Source organism: Vulcaniibacterium thermophilum (assembly GCF_007923255.1).
Taxonomy (GTDB): Bacteria; Pseudomonadota; Gammaproteobacteria; order Xanthomonadales; family Xanthomonadaceae; genus Lysobacter_F; species Lysobacter_F thermophilum.
Genome location: NZ_VOHJ01000022.1, coordinates 25121 through 50629, shown reverse-complemented (window position 1 = coordinate 50629; position 25509 = coordinate 25121). Strand labels below are relative to the sequence as shown.

Here is a 25509-nt window from a genome sequence, read left to right as displayed (position 1 = left end):
GGGGCACGGCCCCGGCGCCGCGTGCGAGCCGGCCGGCCTCGCGCGCGCCCGCGCCGCAGGTCGGCGGACTCGGCTGGCCGGTGTCGGGCGCGCTGCTCGCCGGCTACCGCGCGGCGATGCCCGACGGGCGCAGCAGCGACGGCCTGCTGATCGCCGCGCCGGCGGGCACGCCGGTGAAGGCGGTCGCCGACGGCACGCTGGTGTTCGCGCAGTGGATGACCGGCTACGGCCTGCTCGCCATCGTCGACCACGGCAACGGCTACATGAGCCTGTACGCGCACAACGAGACGCTGCTGCGCGACGTCGGCGCGCAGGTCCGGCGCGGCGAGGCGATCGCCACCGTCGGCAGCTCCGGCGGCTTCGAGCGTCCGGCGCTGTACTTCGAACTGCGCCATCACGGCCGCACGGTCGATCCCGGCGTCTGGCTGAAGCGCTGAGCGCGCGGCACGCGCCGCCGCGCACGCGCCGCGCATAATCGGCGGAACCCCGGCCGCCCGCGCGCGGTCGAACGCCTCGCCACCCGGAGTTGCCGATGTCCCTGCGAGTCCTGCTTCCGCTGACCCTGCTGCTGGCCGCCGCGCCGCTCGCCGCGCAGACGCCCCCCAAGACCTCCGCGGCGCCGGCGGACGACGCCGCTCCGAAAGTGCCGCTCGACGAGATCCGCCGCTACGTCGCCATCTACAACGCGATCAAGCAGGCGTACGTCGAGCCGGTGGAGGACGCCCGGCTGATGCAGTCGGCGATCAAAGGGCTGCTGTTCGACCTCGACCCGCACAGCGTCTATCTGGAAAAGAGCGCCGCCGAGGATTTCACCGACGCCGCGCGCGGCGCCTACGACGGCATCGGCGTGGAGCTGCAGCGCCAGCCGGACGGCTCGCTGCGCATCATCGCCGCGATCGACGACACCCCGGCCGCGCGCGCCGGGCTGCGCGGCGGCGACGTCATCATCGCCATCGACGGCAAGCCGTTCGATCCCGGCGAAGGCGACACCTCCACCCCGCTGCGCGGACCGTCCGGCAGCAAGGTGACGCTGACCGTGGTGCGCGAGGGCCGCGACAAGCCGTTCGACGTCACCGTGACCCGCGAGACCATCCGCATCGCCAGCGTGCGCAGCCGGATGCTGGAGCCGGGCTACGGCTACGTCCGCGTCAGCGCGTTCCAGGCCGACACCGCGGCCGAGTTCGACCGCCAGCTCGATGCGCTGAAGGCGCAGGCCGGCGGCGCGCTGCGCGGGCTGGTGATCGACCTGCGCAGCAATCCCGGCGGCCTGCTGACCTCGGCGGTGCAGATCGCCGACAGCCTGCTGGAGAAGGGCCGCATCGTCAGCACGCGCGGCCGCATCCCGATCAGCGACGCCGAGTTCGGCGCGACCCCGGGCGACCGCCTCGGCGGCGCGCCGGTGGTGGTGCTGGTCGACGCCGGTTCGGCGAGCGCCTCGGAAGTGCTGGCCGGCGCGCTGCGCGACAACGGCCGCGCGCGCGTGGTCGGCAGCCGCACGTTCGGCAAGGGCTCGGTGCAGACCCTGCTGCCGCTGGACAACGGCGATTCGGTCAAGCTCACCACCGCGCGCTACTACACCCCGAGCGGCAAGTCGATCCAGGCGCTGGGGATCACCCCGGACGTGGTGCTGCGCGCCAACGGCGAAGCGCGCAACGGCAGCAGCGAGGCGCGCCTGCGCGGCCATCTGCGCGGCGACGGCGAGGACGCGCCCGGCGAGAACGCGGGCGAACTGCTGGAAGGCGAGGGCTACATCGCCTCGGCGCTGGCCGAGCTCAAGCGCATGGGCACGACGGCGACCGCTCCGGCGGCCGCGGCGACGCCTCGCTGAGCCGCGCGCGGCGCGCTCACTTCGGCCGCGCCGGCAACGGGAACGGCGTCACCACCTTCTCGCCGCTGGCGGCGTCGCGGATCGCCGAGGCGCCTTTGCGCTCGACCTCCTCGATGCGCACGATGCTCTGCATCGGCAGATGCAGCGCCTGGGTCTGGCCGAACTCGTCGCGCAGGCGCTCCTCGGTCGGATCGACCACGATCCCGTCGTGTACGTCGAACACCAGATCGCGCACCTCGGTGAACCCCCACAGGCCGCTGCTGGACACCTGGCGCGCGTAGAGCTCGTAGATCTTGCCGGCGTTGAAGAAGGTGACTTTGTAGAGAGCTTTCATGCGGCTGGCCGACGCGGCGGAAGGAGGCGGGACTGGTCCGGAACGCGCCGATGACGCCCCCGGTAATGCGGAAATGAGGTTCGCCCGCGCCGTTCTCAAGCGCGGGGCTACAGGCCCTGCCGCCGCCGCAGGCGGCGCGCGATGGCGCGCCTTGCCAGCAACGCGTAGGCCGCGCCGAACGCGAACCCCGCCAGATGCGCGGACCACGCCACCGCGCCGAACGCGGGGCCGATGAACGTGTACAGCAACTGCAGCAGCGCCCAGATGCCGATCAGCAGCGGCGCCGGCGCGCGCACGAACTGCAGGAACAGCCCCAGCGGCAGCACCACGCCGAGCTTGGCGGACGGGAACAGCGCGAGGTAAGCGCCGATCAGCGCCGACACCGCGCCGCTGGCGCCGATGATCAGCCGGTCCGGCTCGCCGATCGTCACCGCGGCGGCGAGATTGGCCACCGCGCCGCCGCCGAGAAACACCAGCAGCAGCCGCCAGGCGCCCATCACCCGCTCCGCCGGCAGGCCGAAGATCAGCAGGAAGATCAGGTTGCCGAGCAGGTGCGCCCAGTCCGCGTGCAGGAACAGCGCGGTCACCAGACGCAGCGCCGAACCGTCGCGCAGTGCCGCCCAGGCCGCTTGCGGCGAAGCCCAGCCGCCGCTCAGCGCACCCCATTGCAGGGTCAGACGCCGCTGCTCCGGGTCCGGCAGCAGCGCCCACACGATGAAGGCCAGCCACAGCAGCGCGAACACCGTCGGGGTGGCCCAGCGCAACCGAGGTTTCTCGCGGGTCGGGATGCGGACGAACACGTTCACGGCGGTCTCGGAGCGCCCGAGCGAGGCGGATGCCCCAGGCCGGACGGCCCGTTGTTGGCGGCGGGTTAATCGGTATAGTGCATACGGCGTCGTACGTCGGGAGGGGGTTCCGGCGTGCCGGGGACCGCGTCCCCCGCTTCAGCGGCCGAACACGCAGGACATACAACTCAAGAACAGTGGAGAGTACACGCATGCAGCATTCGCATCTCGCCCGTCTTTCCGCGCTCGCGCTCGGCGTTGCCGGCGTGCTGGCGTTCGGCCAGGCGCAGGCCACGGGCTTCCAGCTGCGCGAGAGCAGCGTCAAGAACCTGGGCCGCGGCCAGGCCGGCGTCGCGACCGCGCAGGACGACGCCAGCGTCGTCAGCAACAACCCCGCGGCGATGGTGAACCTCGCCGGCAACACCGTGCAGACCGACGTCACCGTGATCGACCTGACCGCCGACTTCGAGGGCGGCGGCACGACCGCCGCCGGCACCCCGCTGACGGGCGGCGACGGTGGCGACCCGGGCGATCCGACCCCGGTGCCGAATTTCGCCGCGGTGTTCCCGATGAAGGGCGCGCTGGAAGGCCTGACGCTCGGCGTTGCGGTCGGCGCGCCGTTCGGCCTGAAGACCGAATACGACCGCAACTGGGTCGGCCGCTACAACGCGGTCGAGTCCGACCTGAAGACCGTCGACCTGACGCTGTCGGCGGCGGTGAAGCTGCACGACCGCTTCTCGGTGGGCGTCGGCTTCATCTACGAGCGCGCGGACGTGACGCTCTCCAACGCGCTGGACCTCGGCACGATCATGGCCTCCACCGGCATCCCGGGCGCCGCGCCGCAGGGCGCGGACGGTTTCGCCAGCGTCGAAGGCGACTCCAACGGCATCGGCTGGATCCTCGGCGCGCAGTGGAAGCCGACCGACCGGCTTGCGATCGGCCTGGCGCACCGCTCCGAGGTCGACCACGACATCGAAGGCCGCGCCGATTTCACCACGCCGGCCAGCTTCCAGGCCGCGCAGACGCTGTACCGCACGCTGTCCGCCAACCCGATGCTGCCGCCGGCGCAGCGCGCGCAGCTCGCCGCGCTCGGCAACGGCTTCGTCGACACCGGCGCCACCGCCGAGCTGACCACGCCCAGCGTCACCACCCTGAGCGTGCAGTACGGCGTGACCGACGCGGTGCGCGTGATGGCCGACGTGCAGTGGACCGACTGGAGCTCGATGCGCGAGGTCAACATCGACTTCGCCAACCCGTTCCAGCCGAACTCGATCGAGGACTTCTCGTGGCGCGACACCACGATGTACGCGCTCGGCGCCGAGTGGGACATGAGCGACACGCTCACCCTGCGCGGCGGCATCACCCGCGACGAGACCCCGACCCACATCGAGACGCGCACCCCGCGCCTGCCGGACAACGACCGCATGCTGTACTCGATCGGTCTGACCTGGCGCCTGTCGGAGGCGCTCAGCATCGATGCGGCCTACCAGCGCATCGAGATCGACACCCCGCGGATCGATATCCGCTCGTCCAGCAACTCGCGCCTGGTCGGCGAGTTCGACGGCTACGCCAACCTGTTCGGCTTCGCCGCGCAGTACCGCTTCTGATCGCGGTCGCCTCCGGGTAACGACAGAGCCCCGCTTCGGCGGGGCTCTTTCTTTGCGGGATTCGTATTGGAGACGCCGGGAAGCGGGCAGCGCATCGCATGGGCTCGTCCCGCCACGCGGCGACGCGCGGCCCGCAGCCGTTGCGGGAGCTGCTTCGGCCGCGACCGGCCTCAGGCGTAGCCGCGCTCCGCGCCCAGGGGCTCCCGCTTGCGTGGAACGACGAAGAAGCGCCGCCCGGACGCCGAACCGCACACCGGGTGCCTGCGCGGCCGCTCCCGCGAAGGGGGCGATCCTCCTCCCCTGCAGTGCAGGGGTCAGAGGAGGTTCGCTCGGATCGAATCCACCCCTCCCCGGCCCTCCCCTGCATCCGCAGGGGAGGGAGCAATGCGAACGGATTCCCGCCCGCCTCAGTCCCCCAGCGTCAGCAGCGACGCGTTGCCGCCGGCGGCGGTGGTGTTGATCGTCACCGTCTTCTCGGTGGCGAAGCGTGGCAGGTAGTGCGGGCCGCCGGCCTTCGGGCCGGTGCCGGACAGGCCCTGGCCGCCGAACGGCTGCACGCCGACCACCGCGCCGATCTGGTTGCGGTTGACGTAGCAGTTGCCCACCCGCACGCGGCGGGCGATCTTCTCGATGGTCTCGTCGATGCGCGAATGCACGCCCAGCGTGAGCCCGTAGCCGGTGGCGTTGATCGCGTCGATCACCGCGTCGAGCTCGCTCGCCTTCCAGCGGATCACGTGCAGCACCGGGCCGAAGATCTCCTTGTGCAACAAGTCGAGCGAAGCGATCTCGTAGGCGCGCGGCGCGAAGAAGGTGCCGTGCGCGCACTGCGCGCCGAGCTCGACGCAGGCGATCTTCTTCGCCTCGCGGTCCATGCGCGCGGCGTGCTCCTCGAGCATCTTCAGCGCGTCGGCGTCGATCACCGGACCGACGTCGGTGGACAGCAGTGCCGGGTCGCCGACCGTGAGCTCGGCCATCGCGCCGGCCAGCATCGTCATCACCTTGTCGGCGATGTCCTCCTGCACGAACAGCACGCGCGCGGCCGAGCAGCGCTGGCCGGCGGAGGTGAACGCCGAGCCGATCGCGTCCTTCACGAGCTGCTCGGGCAGCGCCGAAGAATCGGCGATCAGTGCGTTCTGGCCGCCGGTCTCGGCGATCAGGGTGGCGATCGGCGCGTTGTCGCGCGCGGCGAGCGCGCGGTTGATCGCGCGCGCGGTGTCGGTGGAGCCGGTGAAGGCGACGCCGGCCACGCGCGGATCGCGGGTGAGCGCGGCGCCGACGGTGGCGCCGTCGCCGGGCAGGAACTGCAGCGCCGCTTCCGGCACGCCGGCCTCGTGCAGCAGCTTCACCGCGGCATAACCGATCAGGTTGGTCTGCTCGGCGGGCTTGGCGATCACGCTGTTGCCGGCGGCGAGCGCGGCGCTGATCTGGCCGATGAAGATGGCGAGCGGGAAGTTCCACGGGCTGATGCAGACGAACACGCCGCGGCCGCACAGCTGCAGCGTGTTGGATTCGCCGGTCGGACCGGGCAGCGCTTCCGGCGCGAACAGCGTGCGCGCCTGGCCGGCGTAGTAGCGCAGGAAATCGACCGCCTCGCGCACTTCGGCGACGCTGTCGGCGATCGTCTTGCCGGCCTCCTTGACGCACATCGCCATGAACGCCGGCATGCGCGCTTCCAGCAGGTCGGCGGCGTGCTCGAGAATCGCCGCGCGGCTGGCGGCAGGCGTCATGTCCCATGCCGGCTGCGCATCCACCGCGTTCGAGAGCGCGCGCTCGACCAGTGCGGCATCGGCCGGCTGCCAGTGGCCGACGACCTCGCGGCGATCGGCCGGATTGGTCACCGGCAGGCGCTCGGCGGTCGCCGACCCGCCCGGCACCAGCGGCGCGGCATGCCAGTCGCCGCGGATCGCGGCGTTCATCTCGGCGGCGAGGCGGTGCAGGTGCTGGTCGTTGGCGAGGTTGATGCCCATGGAATTGGTCCGATCGAGGCCGTGGCTGCGGTACAGGTCCACCGGCAGCGGAATGCGGGGGTGGGGGATGGAGGCGAAGTTCGACACCGTCTCGACCGGATCGCGCACCAGCTCGGCGACCGGCACGCGCGCATCGGTGATGCGGTTGACGAAGCTGGAGTTGGCGCCGTTCTCGAGCAGGCGGCGCACCAGGTAGGGCAGCAGGTCCTCGTGACTGCCGACCGGCGCGTACACGCGGCACGGCACGTTGAGGCGGTCGGCGGGAATCACCTCGGCGTACAGGTCGTCGCCCATGCCGTGCAGCTTCTGGAACTCGAACGCGCGCCCGGCCGCCATCCGGTGCACCGCCGCGATCGTGTGCGCGTTGTGGGTGGCGAACATCGGATAGATCGCATCCGACGCGTCCAGCAGCCGGCGCGCGCAGGCCAGGTACGACACGTCGGTGTTCGGCTTACGGGTGAACACCGGGTAGCCCGCCTGGCCGTCGACCTGCGCGCGCTTGATCTCGCTGTCCCAGTACGCGCCCTTGACCAGCCGCACCGGGATGCGGCGACGGTGGCGGCGCGCCAGGTCGGCGATGAAGTCGATCACGTACGGCGCGCGCTTCTGGTAGGCCTGCACGGCGAGCCCGTAGCCCTCCCAGCCGTCGAGCGAGGGATCGGCGTAGGCGGCGGCGATCACGTCGAGCGACAGTTCCAGCCGGTCGGCCTCCTCGGCGTCGATGGTGAAGCCGATGCCGTAGGACTTGGCGAGCTGGGCGAGCTCCAGCACGCGCGGGGTCAGCTCGGCCAGCACGCGCGCGCGCTTGGCGTGCTCGTAGCGCGGGTGCAGCGCGGACAGCTTGACCGAGATGGAGGGCGCCGCGAAGACGTCGGTGGGCGCGCCGCCGACGCTGCGGCCGATCGCGTGGATCGCCATGCGGTACGCGTCGAGATAGCGCTGCGCGTCCTTCGCCGTCAGCGCCGCCTCGCCGAGCATGTCGAACGAATAGCGGTAGGCCGCGTTGCCGCCTTTGCGCGAGCGCGCCAGCGCCTCCTCGATCGTGCGCCCCATGACGAACTGGTGGCCCATGATCTTCATCGCCTGGCGCACCGCCAGCCGCACCACCGGTTCGCCGATGCGGCCGATCAGGCGCTTGAGGGCGCCGTGCACGTCGCGCTTGGTCTCGTCGGCCAGATCGACCAGCTTGCCGGTCAGCATCAGGCCCCAGGTCGAGGCGTTGACCAGGATCGAATCCGACTGGCCCATGTGGCGCTTCCAGTCGGCCTCGCCCAGCTTGTCGCGGATCAGGCGGTCGGCGGTGTCCTCGTCGGGGATGCGCAGCAGCGCCTCGGCCACGCACATCAGCAGCACACCTTCCTCGCTGCCGAGGTCGTACTGGCGCATGAACGCCTCGATCGCGCCCTGGTCCTGGGCGCGCGCGCGGACCCGGGCGACCAGGTCGGCGGCGGTGGCCTGCACCGCGAGGCGGTCGGCCTCGGGCAGACGCGCCTGTTCCAGCAGCATGCGCACGTGCGCGGTCTCGTCGCGCACCCAGGCGTCGGTGATCGCCGCGCGCGGACCGGCGGGCGGCGGCGGAAGTTCGGGCGCGAGCACGGCGGAGGGGGCCGGCGCGGACGTCGGCAGGGCCGCGGGGGCGGCCGGGGAGAGGCTGGTCATCGGAAAATGCGACTGCGCAGCGCGACGGGGTCGAGCCCGTTAGTGTAAGCCGCCGCCTCCACCCTCCGCTGCCGCATGGCGCGCAGCGCGCAGGCGATGGAAGCGCCGCGCGCCCGTGCGCGGCGGTTGCCCGCACCCCGCCCCGGGGCTACCATTTCACGGTTTCCCCAGCGCCACCGTTTCGCCGAGCGGACCCGCCCGGCGCCGGACGGCGCGAAGGGGCCCACCGCCGGGCCCGCCAGCCACCTGGGTATCGCGCGCAGGGCACGAGGCCGGCGCGCGGATCGCACGCTCCGCGCGCGGTCGCAGGGTCGCCAGCGGAACGCACACCTATCCGAAAAGATTGTCGGGGCTCGAAGTGATGAAAGCCGGTCGTTTCAATCAGTGGGCAGCGGGCGCGTTGGCGATGGCGCTGCCGGTCCTGGCGTTCGCGCAGGCGGACGATCCGCACCGCTGGCAGCTCAACATGCGCGAGGGCGTCACCGCCTCCTCGCAGCACGCCTACGACGCCCACATGCTGGCGCTGTGGATCTGCGTCGCCATCGGCCTGGTGGTGTTCGGCGCGATGGCGGTGGCGATGTTCAAGTTCCGCAAGTCCAAGGGCGCGGTGCCCGACCGCGATTTCACCCACAGCACCAAGCTCGAGGTGCTGTGGACGGTGATCCCGATCGTGCTGCTGCTGGTGATGGCGTTCCCGGCCACCAGCAAGCTGATCCAGATGTACGACACCCGCAATTCCGAGATGACCGTCAAGGTCACCGGCTACCAGTGGATGTGGAAGTACGACTATCTGGACGAGGGCGTCAGCTTCACCAGTCGCCTGGACCGCAGGAGCGAGCAGATCCGGCAGAGCGGCGTGAACGCCACCGAGGCCGGCCATCCGTACTACCTGCTCGACGTCGACAACGTCCTGGTGCTGCCGACCGACACCAAGATCCGCTTCGTCATCACCGCCGACGACGTCATCCACGCCTGGTGGGTGCCCTCGCTGGGCTGGAAGCAGGACGCGATCCCGGGCCTGATCAACGAGGCCTGGACCGAGATCAAGAAGCCGGGCATCTACCGCGGCCAGTGCGCGGAACTGTGCGGCAAGGATCACGGCTTCATGCCGATCGTGGTCAAGGCGGTGCCGCCGGCGGAATACCGCCAGTGGCTGGCCGCGCAGAAGGCGAAGGGCGTGACCGCGCCCGAGACGCCGGCCGAGCCGGGCATGCCCGACGTGCAGGCCCCCGGACAGACGACCGCTCCGCACACCGAGCCGGTCGAAGAAACGCCGATCCCGGCCGCCGCCGGCTGATCGCGGACCGCATCAGTAAGAGGTATCCATGGCCACGCATCCCGCAGCGATCGACACCCACGCCGGTCACGACGATCACGCTCACCAGCAGGGCTTCTTCGAGCGCTGGTTCTATTCGACCAACCACAAGGACATCGGCACGCTGTACCTCGTGTTCAGCTTCCTGATGTTCATCATCGGCGCGGCGATGTCGGTGGTGATCCGTCTGGAGCTGATGACGCCGGGTCTGCAGTACGTCGATCCGATGTTCTTCAACCAGATGACCACGATGCACGCGCTGGTCATGATCTTCGGCGGCGTCATGCCCGCGTTCGTGGGCCTTGCGAACTGGATGATCCCGCTGCAGATCGGCGCGCCGGACATGGCGCTGCCGCGCATGAACAACTGGTCCTTCTGGATCATGCCGTTCGCGTTCACGCTGCTGCTGATGACGCTGCTGCTGCCGGGCGGCGCGCCGGCCGGCGGCTGGACGCTGTATCCGCCGCTGTCGCTGCAGGGCGGTCTGAACGTCGCTTTCAGCATCTTCGCCATCCACATGATGGGCGTGAGCTCGATCATGGGCGCGATCAACGTGATCGCGACCATCCTCAACATGCGCGCGCCGGGCGTGGACCTGCTGAAGATGCCGATCTTCTGCTGGACCTGGCTGATCACCGCGTTCCTGCTGATCGCGGTGATGCCGGTGCTGGCCGGCGCGGTGACCATGCTGCTGACCGACCGCTTCTTCGGCACCAGCTTCTTCAACGCCGCCGGCGGCGGTGACCCGGTGATGTACCAGCACATCTTCTGGTTCTTCGGGCACCCCGAGGTCTACATCATGATCCTGCCGGCGTTCGGCGTGGTGTCGGAGATCATCCCCACCTTCAGCCGCAAGCCGCTGTTCGGCTACCAGGCGATGGTGTACGCGACCGCCTCGATCGCGTTCCTGTCGTTCATCGTGTGGGCGCACCACATGTTCACCGTCGGCATGCCGCTCGGTGGCGAGATCTACTTCATGTTCGCCACCATGCTGATCGCGGTGCCGACCGGGGTGAAGGTGTTCAACTGGGTCACCACGATGTGGCGCGGCGCGCTGACGTTCGAAGCGCCGATGCTGTGGGCGATCGCGTTCGTGATCCTGTTCACCATCGGCGGCTTCTCCGGCCTGATGCTCGCGATCGTGCCGGCCGACTTCCAGTACCACGACACCTACTTCGTGGTCGCGCACTTCCACTACGTGCTGGTGACCGGCGCGCTGTTCTCGATCATCGCCGCGGTGTACTACTGGTGGCCGAAGTGGACCGGCCGGATGTACAGCCAGAAGCTGGCGGCGTTCCACTTCTGGTGGAGCGTGGTGTTCGTCAACCTGCTGTTCTTCCCGCAGCACTTCCTGGGCCTGGCCGGCATGCCGCGCCGCATCCCGGACTACAACGTCGTGTTCGCGGACTGGAACCTGGTCAGCTCGATCGGCGCGTTCGGCATGTTCGCCACTCCGTTCATCATGGCGTTCGTGCTGTGGCATTCGCTGAAGCACGGCGCCAAGGCCGAGGCCCGCGTCTGGGAAGGCGCGCGCGGCCTGGAGTGGACGGTGCCGAGCCCGGCCCCGCACCACACGTTCAGCACGCCGCCGGTGGTGCGCGACACCGATCTCGCGCACGGCGACATCACGCACTGACCCTGCACGCGGCCACGCGCACACTGCCGGCATGAGCCCCGCACCCGACCTGCGTCCCGATGAGTTCGCCGCCCGCCGCAAGGCGGCGCGGCGGACCGCGCTCGTGGTCGCGCTGATCGCGGTCGGGGTGTACGTCGCGTTCATCCTCAGCGGAGTGCTCGGGCGATGAGCGCGCCCACCGCTTCCCGCCGCGGCCGGATCGGCCTGCTCAAGCTCGTCGGCATCGCGCTCGGCGCGTTCGCGTTCACCTTCTCGCTGGTGCCGCTGTACCGGATCGCCTGCGAGAAGATCTTCGGCATCCGGCTCGAGCAGGGTCCGGTCGACGGCGAAGCGGCCGCGGCGCTGCGGGCGAAGACCGACCGCTGGGTCACCGTGCAGTTCGACGGCACGGTGAACTCGAAGCTGCCGTGGACGTTCGCGCCCAACCGGCTGCAGATGAAGGTGCGTCCGGGCGAGCTCTACGAGACCACCTACCGCGCGCAGAACACCAGCGACCGGGTGATCGTCGGCAGCGCCACGCCCTCGGTGGCGCCCTCGCGCGCCTCCGCCTACTTCGTCAAGACCGAATGCTTCTGCTTCACCGCGCAGACGCTGCAGCCGGGCGAGGCGCGCGACATGCCGGTGAAGTTCATCGTCGATCCGGATCTGCCGGACGACGTGCAGACGCTGACGCTGTCCTACGCCTTCTTCAAGAACGACGCGCTCACCGCGCAGGCGGCGGCCTCCGGCCCGACCGCTCCGCGCGCGGCGCCCTGATCTCCACGCAGTCACGGGACCTCACACCATGGCCCAAGCGCATTCGCACGACGCCAACCTCTACTACGTGCCGCATGGCAGCCGCTGGCCGTTCCTCGGCTCGATCGCCATGTTCGTCACCATGGTCGGGCTGGCCGGCTGGTTCAACGATCTGACCTGGGGCATGTGGACGTTCTACACCGGCATCGCGCTGCTGCTGGCGGTGCTGACCGGCTGGTTCGGCGACGTGGTGCGGGAATCGGTGAGCGGGCGCTACAACCGCCAGGTCGACGTGTCGTTCCGGATGGGGATGATCTGGTTCATCTTCTCCGAGGTGATGTTCTTCGCCGCGTTCTTCGGCGCGCTGTTCTACGCGCGCCAGTTCGCGCTGCCGTGGCTGTCGGGCGAGGGCGACGGCGCGCTGACCAACTGGCTGCTGTGGGAAGGCTACAGCGCCGGCTGGCCGACCAACGGCCCGCAGCAGGTCGGCGGCAGCTTCCAGACCATTCCGGCGTGGGGCCTGCCGCTGCTCAACACGCTGATCCTGCTCAGCTCGGGCGTCACCGTCACCGCCGCGCACCACGCGCTGAAGGCCGGGCACCGCAAGGCGCTGCTGGTGTGGCTGGGCGCGACCATCCTGCTGGGCGCGCTGTTCCTGTTCTTCCAGGCGGAGGAGTACATCCACGCCTACAAGGAGCTGAACCTGACGCTCGGCTCGGGCATCTACGGCTCGACCTTCTTCATGCTCACCGGATTCCACGGCGCGCACGTCACCCTCGGCACGATCATGCTGGCGGTGATCTGGTTCCGCTGCCTGAAGGGCCACTTCAGCCGCGACAACCACTTCGCGTTCGAGGCGGTCGCCTGGTACTGGCACTTCGTCGACGTGGTGTGGCTGGGGCTGTTCCTGTTCGTGTACGTGCTGTAACGCCGATGCGGGAATCGGGAATGGGGAATCGGGACTCGTAGAAGCGGGTCCTGGTTCCGGGAGCGGGGAGCGACACGCGTGTCGCTCTTTGCTTTTGACGACTCCCGATTGCCGATTCCCGAATGCCGGCATCACCGGCCCGGATTCGACCCGACGCCGTGGAAGTCGATCCAGCCCATCCAGGCGGCGAACACGACGCCGAGGATGAGCGCGACCGAGAGCGCGATCCGGCGCGTCAGCGCGTTGACGGTGCGTTTGCTCTCGCCCTTGTCCACCAGCATGTAGTAAAGGCCGGCGCCGAGGTTCCACAGGATCAGGATCAGGAACGCGATGATCAGCAGGGTCTTCAGCGAGTCGCTCATGGGGATGTCCTGCCGTCGTCGGCGTGGCGTATGCGGAATCGCATTATCGCAAGCCGTGGCAGGACGAACGTGAGCCGCGGGGCAACGCTCTGGATCGGCTGGACGCTGGCGTTGCTGGCGATCGCCGGCTTCGCGCGGCTAGGGTGGTGGCAGTCGCAGCGCGCGCTGGAGAAGCAGCGGATGCTCGACGAAGCGGCGCGGGTGCTGTCCGAGCGCGCGCCGCGTCCGCTGGCGATCGCCTCCGATGCGACCCGCGCGCGGGCCTACGACTGGGCCGAGGGCCGCGGCCGCTTCGATGCGCGCGGGCCGCTGCTGCTGGACAACCAGCAGCGCGGCGGACGCGTCGGCGTGCGCGCCTACCGGATCTTCGTGCCCGAGGCCGGCGCGCCGCTGCTGGTCGACCTCGGCTGGCTCCCCTTGGCCGGCGAGCGCAGCCTGCCTGCGGTGGCCCGGCTCGAAGGCGAGCGCACGCTGCGCGGTCTGCTCGCGCCGCCGCCGTCGGCCGGTCTCGCGCTCGGCGCGCCGCTGGCGCGGCAGGGCGAGGGCTGGCTGATGACCCGGGTCGACCTCGCGGCGATCGCCGGCGCCACCGGCCTGTCGGTGCCGCTCGCGCCGCGCGTGCTGCGGCTGGATCCGGCGCTGCCGATCGGATACGAACGCGACCTCGCGCTGCTGGCCAACACCCTGCCGCCGGAAAAGCATCGCGGCTATGCCGTGCAGTGGTTCGCGCTCGCCGCCGCCGTGCTCGTCACCGCCGTGCTGCTCACCGTCCGGAGTCTTCGCCGATGAATGCCGTCGATCCCGCCGTCCGCAGGCGCAACCGCATCGCGCTGGTGCTGATCGCGCTGGTGTTCCTGGGCAGCTTCGGGCTGGCGGGGGTGCTGCGCTTCACGGGCTGGCGTCCAGCCGGGCTGAAGAGCCACGGCGAGCTGCTGCAGCCGCCGGGCGATGCGCGCCGCGCCGAGCCGCCGCTCGCGGCCGGCGGCGTCTACCGCTGGCAGCCGGAGCTGCGGCTGTGGCGCATCGCGGTGGTCGCGCCCGCGCGCTGCGGCGCGCCGTGCGCGCGGCTGGCGGCGGACCTCGAGAAGGCGCGCCTGCTGCAGTCGCGCGAAGCGGCGCGCGTGCACGTGCTGTGGATGGGCGAGTATCCGGCGCAGGCGCCGCGTTCGCCCGCACTTCGGCTGCTGCGCGAGGACGCGGCGTTCCGCGCCGCGCTGCCGCGCGTGGACGATGCGCGCGGCGTGCCGGTGTACGTGATCGATCCGAACGGGTTCGTGGTTCTGCGGTACGCTCCGGGCGCCGATCCGGCCGGGCTGCGCGCGGACCTGGCGAAGCTGCTCAAGCTGAGGTGAGGTACCCACGCCCATGACGCCTGCGAAGGCCGCCCTCTACAAGCATTTCCATCGGCTCGCCTGGCTGGCGGTGGCGCTGGCGTTCGGCGTGATCGTGTTCGGCGCGTTCGTGCGGCTGTCGAACGCGGGCCTGAGCTGCCCCGACTGGCCGACCTGCTACGGCCGCGCCACTTGGCCCCGGGTGGCGCACGCCGAAGCCGACGCCGCGCTCACCGCGGTGCGCCCGGTCGAACCCCACAAGGCGTGGCGCGAGCAGGTGCACCGCCACATCGCGGCGCTGCTGGGCGTGCTGGTGCTGGCCTTGGCGCTGCTGGCGGCGCGCCGGCGGCGGCACGGCCTCGCGCAGATCCTCGGCGCGGTGCTGCCGGTGGCGGCGGCGATCCCGCTGTACATGCAGGGCCACGCGGCGGCGGCGCTGGCGCTCGCCGCGGTGGGCGAGGCGATCCTGCTGGTGGCGGCGTTCCGCTGGAGCAACGCCGATCTGGCGCGCGCCAGCACGATCACGCTGGCGGTGATCATCTTCCAGGCGCTGCTCGGCAAATGGACGGTGACGTGGCTGCTGAAGCCGATCGTGGTGATGGGCCATCTGCTCGGCGGGCTGACGACGTTCTCGCTGCTGTTGTGGATCGCCTGGCGCGCGACCGGCTATCCGATCCGGCTGGCCGACGCGGCGCGTCTGCGCAGGTGGCTGATCGTCGCCATCGCGGTGCTCGGCGTGCAGATCGCGCTCGGCGGCTGGACCAGCGCCAACTACGCCGCGCTCGCCTGCGGCACCGATTTCCCGACCTGCGTCGGCCGCTGGTGGCCGCCCGCCGATTTCCGCGAGGGCTTCGTGCTGTGGCGCGGCATCGGGGTCGATTACGAAGGCGGCGTGCTCGACGGCGCGTCGCGCATCGCGATCCAGCTCGCGCACCGGGCGATGGCGGTGGTCGCATTCGCGACGTTGCTGGCGCTGGCCGCGAAACTGTGGCGCACGCCGGGCATGCGCGGCTGGAGCGTCTCGCTCGGCGCGCTGGCGGTGGCGCAGGTCGCGCTCGGCATCGCCAACGTCAAGCTCAACCTGCCGCTCGCGGTGGCGGTGGCGCACAACGCCGGCGCGGCGCTGCTGCTGTTCGTGCTGGTCTCGCTGCTGGCCCGCCTGCGCCCGCCCGCCGCCTGATGGCCGCCACGTTCCGCCAGTACTGGGACCTGACCAAGCCCCGGGTGGTGGCGCTGATCGTGTTCACCGCGCTGGTCGGCATGCTGCTGGCGGTGGACGGCGTGCCGAGCGCGGCGCAGGCCGCGCGCGGCGCGGTGGCGTTCGTCGGCATCTGGCTGGCGGCCTCGAGCGCGGCGGCGATCAACCAGATCCTGGACGCGCGCATCGACGCCAAGATGGCGCGCACGTCGTGGCGGCCGATCGTGGTCGGGCAGATCACGCCGCGGCAGGCGTTGCTGTTCGCGCTGGCGCTGGCGGCGCTGTCGATGCTGGTGCTGGTGCTGTGGGTGAACCCGTTGACGGCGGCGCTGACGTTCCTGTCGCTGATCGGCTACGCGGTCGTGTACACGGTGTTCCTCAAACGCGCCACGCCGCAGAACATCGTCATCGGTGGCATCGCCGGCGCCGCGCCGCCGCTGCTCGGCTGGGCGGCGATCACGGGCATGCAGGGGGAGTGGGACTGGGCGCACGCGCTGCTGCTGGTGCTGATCATCTTCCTGTGGACGCCGCCGCACTTCTGGGCGCTCGCCATCTTCCGCCGCGAGGACTACGCGCGGGCGATGGTGCCGATGCTGCCGGTCACCCACGGCGTGGAGTACACGCGCTGGCAGATCCTGATCTACACCGCGCTGCTGGTGCTGGCGACGCTGCTGCCGTTCGCGGTGGCGATGAGCGGCTGGTTCTACCTCGGCGGCGCGCTGGTGCTCGGCGGCGTGTTCCTGTACTACGCGTGGCGGCTGATGGACCCGCCCGACGAGTTCTACGCGATGCGGGTGTTCAACTACTCGATCGTGTACCTGATGGCGCTGTTCGCGTTCCTGCTGCTCGACCACTGGCTGATGCCGTGGCTGCAGCCGGCGCCGACGCTGGAGTTCCACGCGGTCGGGTGAGGCGGTGACCCGGGCGCCGCGCGGTTGCACGGGGCCACCGGCCGCGCACGGGCGATGCGCTCGCTCGGCTCATGCGCCGCGCCGACGCGCGCGTTCGTCGTCGAGCAGCGCGCGTTTGCGCGCCAGCCCCCAGCGGTAGCCGCCCAGCGCACCGTCGCCGCGCAGCACGCGGTGGCAGGGCACCAGCACCGCGACGCGGTTGGCGCCGCACGCCGCCGCCACCGCGCGCTGGGCGCTCGGGGCGTCCAGTGCGCGCGCCAGTTCCCCGTAGCTGATCACCTGGCCCTCCTCCAGCCCCAGCAGGAACCGCCAGACGCGCATCTGGAACGCGGTGCCGCGCAGGTCGAGCGGCACGTCGGGCCGCGGCATGCCGCGCGAGACGTGCGCATCCAGCGCCGCGATCCAGGCGTCGAGCGCGGGCGAATGTTCGGCATCGCTACGCACGAGTTCGGCGTTCGGGAACTCGGCGCGCAGTTGGGCGTGCAGCGGTTCGATGCCGTCGCCGAACTGCGCGAAGCACACGCCGCGGTCGGTCGCCGCCATCAGCAGCGACCCGAGCGCCGTCTGGCGTACGGCCCAGACGATGCGCTCGCCCGCGCCGCCTTCGCGGTACGCCTTCGGCGTCATGCCGAGGTGACGGGCGGCTTCGCCGTACACGCGGCTGGGCGAGCCGTAACCAGCGGCGTAGATCGCGTCGGTGACCGCTGCGCCCTGCCGCAATGCCGACTTCAGTGTGCGCATCCGCACCGCGTCCTGCATCTGCCGCGGCGAGACGCCGAACCGCGCCCGGAACCGGCGCTGGAAGTGCGTCGGCGACAGCCCGGCCTGCGCCGCCAGTTCCGCCAGCGGCAGCGGCCGGTCCGCGTGCCGCTCGATGAAGCGCGCAGTCGCCTCCAGGCGCTCGTGTTCTGCGGCCTGCTCGGGTCGGCAGCGCTTGCATGGCCGGAAACCCGCAGCCCGCGCCGCCTCGCCATCGGCGAAGTAGCGCAGGTGTTCCTCGCGCGGCGGCCGCGCACCGCAGGACGGCCGGCAGAACACGCCGGTGGTGATCACGCCGTATACGAACCGCCCGTCGTACGCGCGGTCGCGGGCACGCAGGGCGGCGAGGCACTCGGCGGGCGGGGGCAGGGCCATGGCGGTCTCCTTGCGGATGGTACGCGCATCCTCCGCCGCCCCCGCGCGGCGGACACTCCGATTCCTGCGCGTGATCGTTGAAGAAGGCCGAACCACCCCAACCTCTGCAGCCGAGCCGTAGGAGGGCATGATGAAGGCATGGCAGGGATGGATGTTGGCGGCGATGTTGCCGTGCAGCGCGCTGGCGACTGCGGTTGAGCCGCCCGAGGCGTCGGCGGCGACGCTGCAGGCGGCAGTGGGTGGGCACCGCCTGATCGTGCTGGGCGAGCTGCACGGCACGCGCGAGGTGCCTGCGCTCGCGGGCGCGCTCGCGCAGCGTTACACCGCCGCGGGAGAGCCGGTGGTGATCGCGCTGGAACTGCCGCGCGACGGCAACGCCGCCGTCCGCCGGTACCTCGCCACCGACGGCAGCGCGCAGGCACGTCGGCAGTTGCTGGCGGAGCGGTTCCTGCGCCCGCCGGCACCGGCGCACGACGGACGCCGCAACCAGGCGGTGGTCGAGCTGATCGAGCAGGTGCGCGTCCTGCGACGCCACGGACGCGACGTCGCGGTGGTGCTGATCGATGTGGAGCAGTCGCGTGGCGATGCCGCGTGGCGCGACCGCCGGATGGCCAGGACCCTGCGTGCGGTGGCGGCGGCGCTGCCGCGCGGGCGGGTGATCGCGGTGGTCGGCAACGTGCACGCGATGCGCGTGCGGCCCGAAGGGCCCCGCTGGCCGAAGGCACTGCAGACGCCGATGGCGGCGCATCTTGCCGACCTCATGCCGTACACCGTCGAGGTCACCGCACGGCAGGGTGCGTTCTGGGCGTGCGCGTCGGCCGGTCGCTGCGGCGTGCAGGCGATTCCGGCCAGCGCAGCGCGCTCCCGGCCGCTGGACGACCACCAGCCATGGCATTACCGCCTGGTGCTGCCGCAGTTGACGCCCGCCGCGGTGCTGCGCTGAGCCGACGCCGCCGCGGCCTGCTCAGCGGGACTGCAGCTCGTAGGCGCCGATGTCCGCATAACCCCTGACGCGCCGTTGGAAGCCCGGTCCACGCTGGTCGTAGGGTCCGACCTCGGCGGAGGAGCCCCGATCCAGCGCCGGGCTGTCCGGACGCAGCGCGTGCGTCAGCGTCGGGCCGCCGTTGTCGGCGAGCGGCAACAGGCGTGGGTCCGCGGTGAGCGTATCGGGTGGCAGCGACTCGCTGCCGGCTTCCAGCCTCGAGTACATGACCAGGTTTCGCGAGGTCGGGCTGTAGGTCTGCATGTACCACGCGCGCAAGTCGAGCGGGATGCCATCGCAGGTGTTGTACGCCGACAGATTGCCGCGCAACTGGATGTAGGCGTTCTGCACGTCGATGCCGCCACGGCAGACACCGTCGACACGCGGAATCACGTTGTAGGCGACCGTGTTCTGCCAGAAGGCTCCGCCTTGAACGATCAAGCCCGGACCGCGGTTGCTCGAGAACGTCGAGTTCATCACCACACCGCCGCTGACGAGCAGGCCATAGCCGGTGTTGTGCGAGAACGTCGACGTCTCGACCCGGCCGCTGGTCATCGTCATCCCGCCGCCGGTGTTGTGGCTGACCGTGGAGTAGCGCGAGGTCAGTTCGGCGGTGGCGCCGCCGCCGCCCTCCTGCGCCTGGTTGCCGCATACCCGGCTGTGGTCGAGCAGCAGGCGCCAGCCGCCGTACGCCCCGCCGCCGTAGGAGACCGCGCTGGGCGAGAGGTGCACGGCGCGGTTGGCGTACACCTCGCTGCGGATCAGGCGCAGGTTGCGGCGGGCCGCCACGCCGGCGCCGGCGATGTACCGGGCGCCGCTGGCCGTGCAGTGATGGACGTGCACGCGCTCCAGCTCGACGCTGCCGCCGGAGTAGATGCAGGCGCCGTAGACCTCCGGTCCGGTGGTCTCGAGCCGGCCCCAGCGCACGGTGAGGTCGCGGATCCGGATGAGGCGTCCGCTGCCGCCGGTGCCGGTGATGTGATGCCGCAGCACGGCGCTGCGGTTGCCGCCGTCGATGGCCAGCCGCGCGTGGCCCGGGCCCTGCAGGGTGACCGTGAACTGGTCGAAGATCACCGGGCCGCTGGTGAGCAGGATCCGCGAGCAGGCGAGCCCGCGCAGGTCGATCACGTCGCCGTCCTGGGCGACCGCGGCGGCGTTTCGCAGGCTGCCGGGTCCGCTGTCGGCGCAGGTGGTCACGGGGATGGTGGCGCCGTAGGCCGGAGCGGCGAGCGCGAGCAGGACGAGCGTCGGCGCGAGCGGCGCGCGGGACGGGAGCGTTGGGGACATGGCGACCTCTCGAGGCCGGGCCTTCAAGCGTGCGATCCGACCGGTGTAAGGCGCGCGATAACGTCCCTGCACGGTTGCCGGACGGCACTGGGCGCCGGCCCGCGGCCGGGTATCCTCGACCGCTCCCTTCCTGGAGCCGCCATGTTCCGTCTACGCGCCACCTGTCTTGCCCTGCTGGGGCTCGCGCTGTCGCCGCTCGCCTCGGCGCAGCCCGGCGATGTCGTCGTCACCGCCGACCGCATGCTCGACGTGCGCAGCGGGCGCATGGTCGAGCGTCCGCAACTGCTGATCCGCGACGGCCGCATCGCCGCGGTCGGTCGCGCGGGCGATCCGGTGCCGGCCGACGCGCGCCGCGTCGAGCTGCCCGGCATGACCGTGCTGCCCGGCCTGATCGACATGCACGTGCACCTGGACAGCGACCCGAGCTACGGCGGCTATACCGGCCTGCAGTTCAACGACCGCTTCTGGTCGGTGCTGGCCGTGCCGCACGCGGAGCGGACGCTGATGGCCGGCTTCACCACCGTGCGCAACGTCGGCGCGGACGCATGGAACGACGTCGGCCTGCGCCAGGCGATCGACGAGGGCAAGCTGCGCGGCCCGCGCATCGTCACCGCCGCGTACTCGTTCGGCGCCACCGGCGGGCATTGCGATTCGACCTACTACCCGCCGTCGATGGACCAGAAGAGCCCGTTCAACGCCGACAGCCCGGACGAGGCGCGCAAGGTGGTGCGCACGCTGCGCAAGTACGGCGCGCAGGTCATCAAGATCTGCGCCACCGGCGGCGTGTTCTCGCGCAACACCGAGCCGGGTCAGCAGCAGCTCGGCTACGAGGAGATGAAGGCGATCGTCGACGAGGCCCACATGCAGGGCCTGAAGGTGGCCGCGCATGCGCACGGCGCCGCCGGCATCCGCGACGCGATCCGCGCCGGCGTGGACACCATCGAGCACGCCAGCCTGATCGACGCCGAAGGCATCCGGCTTGCGAAGCAGCACGGCGCCTGGCTGTCGATGGACATCTACAACACCGACTACACGCAGGCCGAGGGGCGCCGGAACGGCGTGCTGGAGGACAACCTGCGCAAGGATCGCGAGGTCGCCGACATCCAGCGCGAGAACTTCCGCCGCGCGCATCGCGCCGGAGTGAAGATGGTGTACGGCACCGACGCCGGCATCTATCCGCACGGCGACAACGCCAGGCAGTTCGCGGTGATGGTGCGCTACGGGATGACGCCGCTGGAAGCGATCCGCAGCGCCACGCTCAACGCCGCCGAGGCGCTCGGCCGCGACGACGTCGGCGTGCTCGAAGCCGGCCGCTGGGCCGATCTGATCGCGGTGCCGGCCGATCCGACGCAGGACGTGCGCGTGCTGGAAAACGTGCCGTTCGTGATGAAGGGGGGCGAGGTGGTGAAGGACGCGCGCTGACGCGGCGGCGCCTGCAGCCGATCGCGCCTGCGCAACGGCCCGCCACGCCTCACCCCGTCACCCGCCGCAAGCGCGTAGGGCGGGACTCGTCCCGCATCCCATGCCGCGCGACCGCGGGCGTGTGGAGGAGCGGCTTCGGCCGCGACCGGTACCCGCACGCACCGCGGTTGCTCGAACGGGACCGTCAGGGCGGCCGCTGAACCGCCGCCGGTTTTTTCCGCGCTACCGCCAATATTCAACCACGAGGTTGACATTGCTCCGGTGCGGATCTACATTCAACCTCATGGTTGAAGATAACCCGCTCGACGATCTGTTCCAGGCGCTCGCCGATCCCACCCGCCGCGCCATGCTCGGCCGTCTCGCGCGCGGTCCGCTCAGCGTCGGCGAGCTGGCCGCGCCGCTGGCGATGTCGCTGGCCGCCGCCTCCAAGCACATCCGCATGCTGGAGCGCGCGGGGCTGGTGCAGCGCGAGGTGCAGGGCCGCACCCATCTGTGCCGGCTCGACGCGCGCCCGCTGCACGCCGGCATGGAGTGGCTGCGTCACTACGAACGCTTCTGGAATGCGCGGCTGGACCAGCTCGAGGCCGTGCTGCGCGAGCAGGACGCGGCCGCCCGCAACGCGACGACGCGCCGTACCGGCGTCGCGCGCACCCGGGGAGGACGCCGTGGACGTTGAGCATCCCCGCTTCGTCGCCGGAGACAACGTGGCGATGAAGGTGCCGTTGCATCGGTTCGACGCAACGGTGCGCTTCTATCGCGATACGGTCGGGCTGCCGCCGATCGAGGTCGCACCGCCCTCGGCCTGTTTCGCGTTCGGTGCGCTCCGGCTGTGGATCGACCCGGTGCCGCAGATCGGTCACGCCGAGCTCTGGCTCGAACTGCGGACACCGGACCTGGCGCGTGCCGCGGCGCGCCTGCAGAGCGCAGGCGTGGTGCGGTGCGACGCCATCGAAGCGCTGCCGCCGGACCTGTCCGCCTGCTGGATCAGCAACCCGGCCGGCATCGTCCACCTCCTGCGAGAGGAGCCCGTGTCATGACCGTATCCCCCGAACCCGCCTACGGCACGCCGGTCGATACGGACGGCGTGCGCCTCGAGCGCCTGCTGCCCGGCCCGATCGAGCGCGTATGGCATTACCTGACCGACCCGGACGCGCGCGCCACCTGGCTTGCGGCCGGCGCGATGGAGCTGCGCGTCGGCGGCCGCGTCGAGCACGTGTTCCGCAACAACACGCTCACGCAGGACGACGACCCGCCACCGGCGAAGTACGCCGACATCGCCGACGAGTGCCGATTCGAGGGGCGCGTCACCGCCTGCGATCCGCCGCGCCTGCTCGCCTACACCTGGCCGGAAGCGGACGGCGACGAATCCGAAGTGCGCTTCGAGCTGGCGTCGGTCGGTGCGAAGGTGCGGCTGGTGGTGACGCATCGGCGGCTGCTCTCGGCCGCGACGCGGCTCAGCGTCGCCGCAGGCTGGCACGCGCATCTGGGCGTGCTCCGGGCACGGCTTGAAGGGCGCGAGCCGGAAGGCTTCTGGCGGTCGTTCGTCCGCCTCGAAGCCGAGTACGCGCGCCGTCTGGACGGCGAGGTGGCGCGATGAGCCGTGCCGCGACCGTGCTGATGTTCGAAGGCCGTGCCGAAGAGGCGCTCGCGCTGTACGCGCAGGTGTTCGAGGACCTGACCATCGAGCGGATCGAACGCTGGCCGGATGGCGACGTCGCAGGGCGCATCAAGCGGGCCGATTGGCGGCTCGGCGGGCATCGCCTGATCGCCTTCGACAGCCCGGTCGCGCACGCGTTCGGCTTCACGCCGGCGCTGTCGGTGTGGGTGGACTGGGAAAGCGCGCAGGCGCTGGAGCGCGCGTTCGCCCGGCTCTCGGAGGGCGGCCAGGTGCTGATGCCGCTGGACGCCTACGACTTCAGCGCGCGCTTCGGCTGGTGCAACGACCGCTTCGGCGTGTCCTGGCAGCTCGGTCTGCGCTGACCGTCTTGAACGCGAAGGCCGGAGCGGGCCCGGCCTTCGCGGAAGAACGGCCTTTCAGCGCGCCGCCGCGCCCGCTTCGCCGATCAGATGCTGCTGCCAGAACAGCATCGTCGCCGCGGTGAAGTAGTCGTTGTTGCGCTTCTTGCGGAAACCGTGGCCCTCGTCGGCGAACAGCAGGTACCACACCGGTTGCCCGTTGCCGCGCACCGCCTTCACGATCTGCTCCGCTTCCGTGTACGGCACGCGCGGGTCGTTCCTGCCCTGCGCGACGAACAGCGGCGCGCGGATGCGGCCGGCGTTGTTCAGCGGCGAGATGCGCTCGAACACCGCGGCCATCGTCGGATCGCGCTCGTCGCCGTATTCGGCGCGGCGCAGGTCGCGGCGGTAGCTTTCGGTGTTCTTCAGGAACGTGCCGAAGTGCGAGATGCCGACGATGTCCACGCCGGCCTTGATCCGATCGGGGAAGCGGGTGAGGCTGGCCAGCACCATGTAGCCGCCGTAGCTGCCGCCGTACACGCCGACGCGCCCGGCGTCGAGCTCCGGCTGGTCCGCGATCCAGTCCAGCAGCGCGCCGATGTCGCGGACGGAATCCTCGCGCCTGGCGCCGTTGTCGAGGCCAAGATAGGTCTTGCCGTAGCCCGACGAGCCGCGCACGTTGGGCACCAGCACCGCCACGCCCATCTCGTTGACCAGGTACTGGATGGTCGGGTTGAACGTCGGCAGCGCCTGCGCTTCCGGACCGCCGTGGATCTGGATGACGACCGGCACCTTTTTCCCGGCAGGCACCTGCGCCGGGCGGTAGTGGAACGCCGGGATGCTGCGCCCGTCGAAGCTGCGGTAGCGGATCAGCGTGGGCGAGACGAACTTCGACGCATCCAGCCCGCCGACCTCGCTGCGCGTCCAGCGCGTCAGCGTGCGCGCGTCGAGCTCGATCACGTACACGTCGCTCGGCGAGGTCGCCGAGTTCAGGCTGAAGGCCAGCCGCCTGCCGTCGGGCGAGAAGCCGAGCTCGCCGATCACCCCGAGCGGAATCGCGGGCAGCGGCACCGCGCGGTGCTCGGGCACGGTCAGCACGTGCAACTTGCCGATGCCGTCCTCGTTGGTGACGAAGGCGAGATGGCGGCCGTCGTCGGAGAGCGCGAAGCGCTCGACGTCCCAGGGGATGTCGCGGCTGAGCACGGTCACCCGGCCGCTGGCGGGATCGTGGTGACGCAGGCGCCTGAACTCGCTCGGCTTGCCGTCCACCGGCTCGTCGGAGACGAAGTACACGCCGCGGCCGTCGGGCGCGAAGCGGAAGCCTTCGAACGCCGCCTTGCCGCCTTCGACCGGGAACAGCCGCAGCGCGCCGGTGGCCAGATCGACCACGCCCGGATACGACTCGCTCGCCGAGACGTACTTCGACACCAGCAGGCGCGTGCCGTCGGGCGAGAAATCGAGCGCGGTCCACTGGCCGCCCTCGGTCACCACCGGTTTGGCCCGGCGGGAGGCGAAGTCCATCACCCAGACGTCGGTGTCGGTGCCATTGCGCGCGGTGCTGCTGAACGCGAAGCGCGCGCCGTCGCGCGAGAACAGCGGCGAGGAATTGCGCGCCTTGCCGTCGGTGAGCAGCACCGTCTCGCGCGAGCCGAGGTCGAACCAGTGCAATTGCCAGAACTCGTTGCCGCCGACGTCCTTGCCGAACACGAAACCGTCCAGCCTGGAGGTGGCCGGCGCGGTTTCCAGCGCATCGAGCGGCTCGGGGTAGTAGGTGAGCTGCTCGCGCATCCCCAGCGGCTGGCAGACGCGGTGCGCCTGCACGGTTTCGGCGAAGCGCGTGCCGATCAGGATGCAGCCTTCGCGGGTCCAGCCGGCGAAGCTGGCGCCGCGCGTGTTCTGGTAACGGTCCAGGCGTTCCAGCAGCTCCGCCGGTATCGGCGGAATGTTCTCGCTGATGCGGTTGCCGGCGTGCTCGCGCTGGACGGGCGCCGCGGCGGCGCTCTGCGCCTGCGCCGGCAGCGCGCAGGCCAAGGCGAGGGTGGTGGTGAGGGCGAGGGGCAGCGGACGGATCATGCGCAACGTGGCCTCGGCGGACGGAACGCCGAGCTTAGCGCCGGGCGGCCTTGCCGGGG

The 25509-nt window shown here is 71.1% G+C and carries 25 protein-coding genes; 18 read left to right on the top strand and 7 right to left on the bottom strand.

Annotated features, from left to right (window positions below; genetic code table 11):
* Nucleotides 1-437 (top strand): murein hydrolase activator EnvC family protein (locus tag FQY64_RS10040; protein WP_146474130.1); only part of this gene is annotated, 437 nt, incomplete at its 5' end.
* A gap of 95 nt (nt 438-532) precedes the next feature.
* Entirely contained in the window at nt 533-1828 is a 1296-nt protein-coding gene (locus tag FQY64_RS10035; RefSeq protein WP_146474129.1) for a S41 family peptidase, read from the top strand.
* 16 nt (nt 1829-1844) lie between these two features.
* Here the strand turns inward: FQY64_RS10035 and FQY64_RS10030 are convergent, their stop codons facing one another.
* Both FQY64_RS10030 and FQY64_RS10025 read right to left on the bottom strand, forming a co-directional pair.
* The gene (locus tag FQY64_RS10030; RefSeq protein WP_146474128.1) at nt 1845-2162 is read right to left on the bottom strand and encodes a DUF1820 family protein; all 318 of its coding nucleotides are present in this window, start codon (nt 2160-2162) and stop codon (nt 1845-1847) included.
* A 107-nt stretch (nt 2163-2269) separates the two neighbouring features.
* Nucleotides 2270-2962, bottom strand: a complete 693-nt coding sequence (locus FQY64_RS10025; RefSeq protein ID WP_146474133.1) for a rhomboid family intramembrane serine protease — start codon at nt 2960-2962, stop codon at nt 2270-2272.
* 197 nt (nt 2963-3159) lie between these two features.
* Here FQY64_RS10025 and FQY64_RS10020 point away from each other — a divergent pair, with 197 nt between their 5' ends.
* The gene (locus FQY64_RS10020) at nt 3160-4554 is read left to right on the top strand and encodes an OmpP1/FadL family transporter (protein WP_186760922.1); all 1395 of its coding nucleotides are present in this window, start codon (nt 3160-3162) and stop codon (nt 4552-4554) included.
* Nucleotides 4555-4961: 407 nt separating this feature from the next.
* On the opposite strand, the gene putA is transcribed toward FQY64_RS10020, so the two are convergent.
* Entirely contained in the window at nt 4962-8117 is a 3156-nt protein-coding gene (gene putA, locus FQY64_RS10015) for a bifunctional proline dehydrogenase/L-glutamate gamma-semialdehyde dehydrogenase PutA (RefSeq protein WP_229814943.1), read from the bottom strand.
* Between the two features lie 469 nt (nt 8118-8586).
* On the opposite strand from putA, the gene coxB reads away from it, so the two are divergent.
* From coxB to FQY64_RS09995, 5 genes are read left to right on the top strand one after another with little or no spacing between them, the layout of a single operon-like run.
* Complete coding sequence (coxB, locus tag FQY64_RS10010; protein WP_229814942.1) at nt 8587-9477, top strand: cytochrome c oxidase subunit II; 891 nt, start codon at nt 8587-8589, stop codon at nt 9475-9477.
* 28 nt (nt 9478-9505) lie between these two features.
* Complete coding sequence (gene ctaD, locus FQY64_RS10005) at nt 9506-11131, top strand: cytochrome c oxidase subunit I (RefSeq protein WP_146474124.1); 1626 nt, start codon at nt 9506-9508, stop codon at nt 11129-11131.
* 31 nt (nt 11132-11162) lie between these two features.
* Complete coding sequence (locus tag FQY64_RS14765) at nt 11163-11300, top strand: hypothetical protein (protein WP_186760921.1); 138 nt, start codon at nt 11163-11165, stop codon at nt 11298-11300.
* Nucleotides 11297-11887 (top strand): cytochrome c oxidase assembly protein, encoded by a 591-nt coding sequence (locus tag FQY64_RS10000; protein ID WP_146474123.1) that lies wholly within the window; start codon nt 11297-11299, stop codon nt 11885-11887. Before FQY64_RS14765 ends, FQY64_RS10000 begins: the two co-directional genes overlap by 4 nt.
* A 28-nt stretch (nt 11888-11915) precedes the next feature.
* On the top strand, nt 11916-12794 hold the full coding sequence (locus FQY64_RS09995; RefSeq protein ID WP_146474122.1) for a cytochrome c oxidase subunit 3: 879 nt from the start codon (nt 11916-11918) through the stop codon (nt 12792-12794).
* Between the two features lie 131 nt (nt 12795-12925).
* On the opposite strand, the gene FQY64_RS09990 is transcribed toward FQY64_RS09995, so the two are convergent.
* The gene (locus tag FQY64_RS09990) at nt 12926-13156 is read right to left on the bottom strand and encodes a twin transmembrane helix small protein (RefSeq protein WP_146474121.1); all 231 of its coding nucleotides are present in this window, start codon (nt 13154-13156) and stop codon (nt 12926-12928) included.
* Nucleotides 13157-13225: 69 nt separating this feature from the next.
* Here FQY64_RS09990 and FQY64_RS09985 point away from each other — a divergent pair, with 69 nt between their 5' ends.
* Genes FQY64_RS09985 through cyoE form a run of 4 tightly spaced genes read left to right on the top strand, consistent with a single transcriptional unit; the run spans nt 13226 to nt 16596 of the window.
* Nucleotides 13226-13945 (top strand): SURF1 family protein, encoded by a 720-nt coding sequence (locus FQY64_RS09985; protein ID WP_229814941.1) that lies wholly within the window; start codon nt 13226-13228, stop codon nt 13943-13945.
* Nucleotides 13942-14508 (top strand): FAD-dependent oxidoreductase, encoded by a 567-nt coding sequence (locus tag FQY64_RS09980; protein WP_146474119.1) that lies wholly within the window; start codon nt 13942-13944, stop codon nt 14506-14508. Before FQY64_RS09985 ends, FQY64_RS09980 begins: the two co-directional genes overlap by 4 nt.
* Before the next feature lie 13 nt (nt 14509-14521).
* A complete protein-coding gene (locus FQY64_RS09975; RefSeq protein ID WP_146474118.1) occupies nt 14522-15667 on the top strand; it encodes a COX15/CtaA family protein in 1146 nt (381 codons plus the stop codon).
* The gene (cyoE, locus tag FQY64_RS09970) at nt 15667-16596 is read left to right on the top strand and encodes a heme o synthase (protein ID WP_146474117.1); all 930 of its coding nucleotides are present in this window, start codon (nt 15667-15669) and stop codon (nt 16594-16596) included. The genes FQY64_RS09975 and cyoE overlap by 1 nt, the downstream gene beginning before the upstream one ends.
* A gap of 69 nt (nt 16597-16665) precedes the next feature.
* Here cyoE and FQY64_RS09965 read toward each other — a convergent pair whose 3' ends face one another.
* Nucleotides 16666-17730: a bifunctional transcriptional activator/DNA repair enzyme AdaA gene (locus FQY64_RS09965; protein WP_146474116.1), complete on the bottom strand. Its 1065-nt coding sequence runs from the start codon at nt 17728-17730 to the stop codon at nt 16666-16668.
* 130 nt (nt 17731-17860) lie between these two features.
* On the opposite strand from FQY64_RS09965, the gene FQY64_RS09960 reads away from it, so the two are divergent.
* Nucleotides 17861-18673 (top strand): TraB/GumN family protein, encoded by an 813-nt coding sequence (locus FQY64_RS09960; protein WP_146474115.1) that lies wholly within the window; start codon nt 17861-17863, stop codon nt 18671-18673.
* Nucleotides 18674-18694: 21 nt separating this feature from the next.
* On the opposite strand, the gene FQY64_RS09955 is transcribed toward FQY64_RS09960, so the two are convergent.
* Entirely contained in the window at nt 18695-19999 is a 1305-nt protein-coding gene (locus FQY64_RS09955) for a right-handed parallel beta-helix repeat-containing protein (protein ID WP_146474114.1), read from the bottom strand.
* A 141-nt stretch (nt 20000-20140) separates the two neighbouring features.
* On the opposite strand from FQY64_RS09955, the gene FQY64_RS09950 reads away from it, so the two are divergent.
* The 5 genes from FQY64_RS09950 (at nt 20141) to FQY64_RS09930 (ending at nt 23401) form a co-directional block, all read left to right on the top strand.
* The gene (locus tag FQY64_RS09950; RefSeq protein ID WP_146474113.1) at nt 20141-21421 is read left to right on the top strand and encodes a Xaa-Pro dipeptidase; all 1281 of its coding nucleotides are present in this window, start codon (nt 20141-20143) and stop codon (nt 21419-21421) included.
* Between the two features lie 283 nt (nt 21422-21704).
* Complete coding sequence (locus FQY64_RS09945) at nt 21705-22097, top strand: ArsR/SmtB family transcription factor (RefSeq protein WP_146474112.1); 393 nt, start codon at nt 21705-21707, stop codon at nt 22095-22097.
* 28 nt (nt 22098-22125) lie between these two features.
* Complete coding sequence (locus FQY64_RS09940; RefSeq protein ID WP_222431778.1) at nt 22126-22458, top strand: VOC family protein; 333 nt, start codon at nt 22126-22128, stop codon at nt 22456-22458.
* Entirely contained in the window at nt 22455-23018 is a 564-nt protein-coding gene (locus FQY64_RS09935; protein ID WP_146474111.1) for an SRPBCC family protein, read from the top strand. Before FQY64_RS09940 ends, FQY64_RS09935 begins: the two co-directional genes overlap by 4 nt.
* Entirely contained in the window at nt 23015-23401 is a 387-nt protein-coding gene (locus FQY64_RS09930; protein ID WP_146474110.1) for a VOC family protein, read from the top strand. Before FQY64_RS09935 ends, FQY64_RS09930 begins: the two co-directional genes overlap by 4 nt.
* Before the next feature lie 54 nt (nt 23402-23455).
* Here FQY64_RS09930 and FQY64_RS09925 read toward each other — a convergent pair whose 3' ends face one another.
* Nucleotides 23456-25450: a S9 family peptidase gene (locus tag FQY64_RS09925; protein WP_146474109.1), complete on the bottom strand. Its 1995-nt coding sequence runs from the start codon at nt 25448-25450 to the stop codon at nt 23456-23458.
* Nucleotides 25451-25509 lie beyond the last annotated feature (59 nt).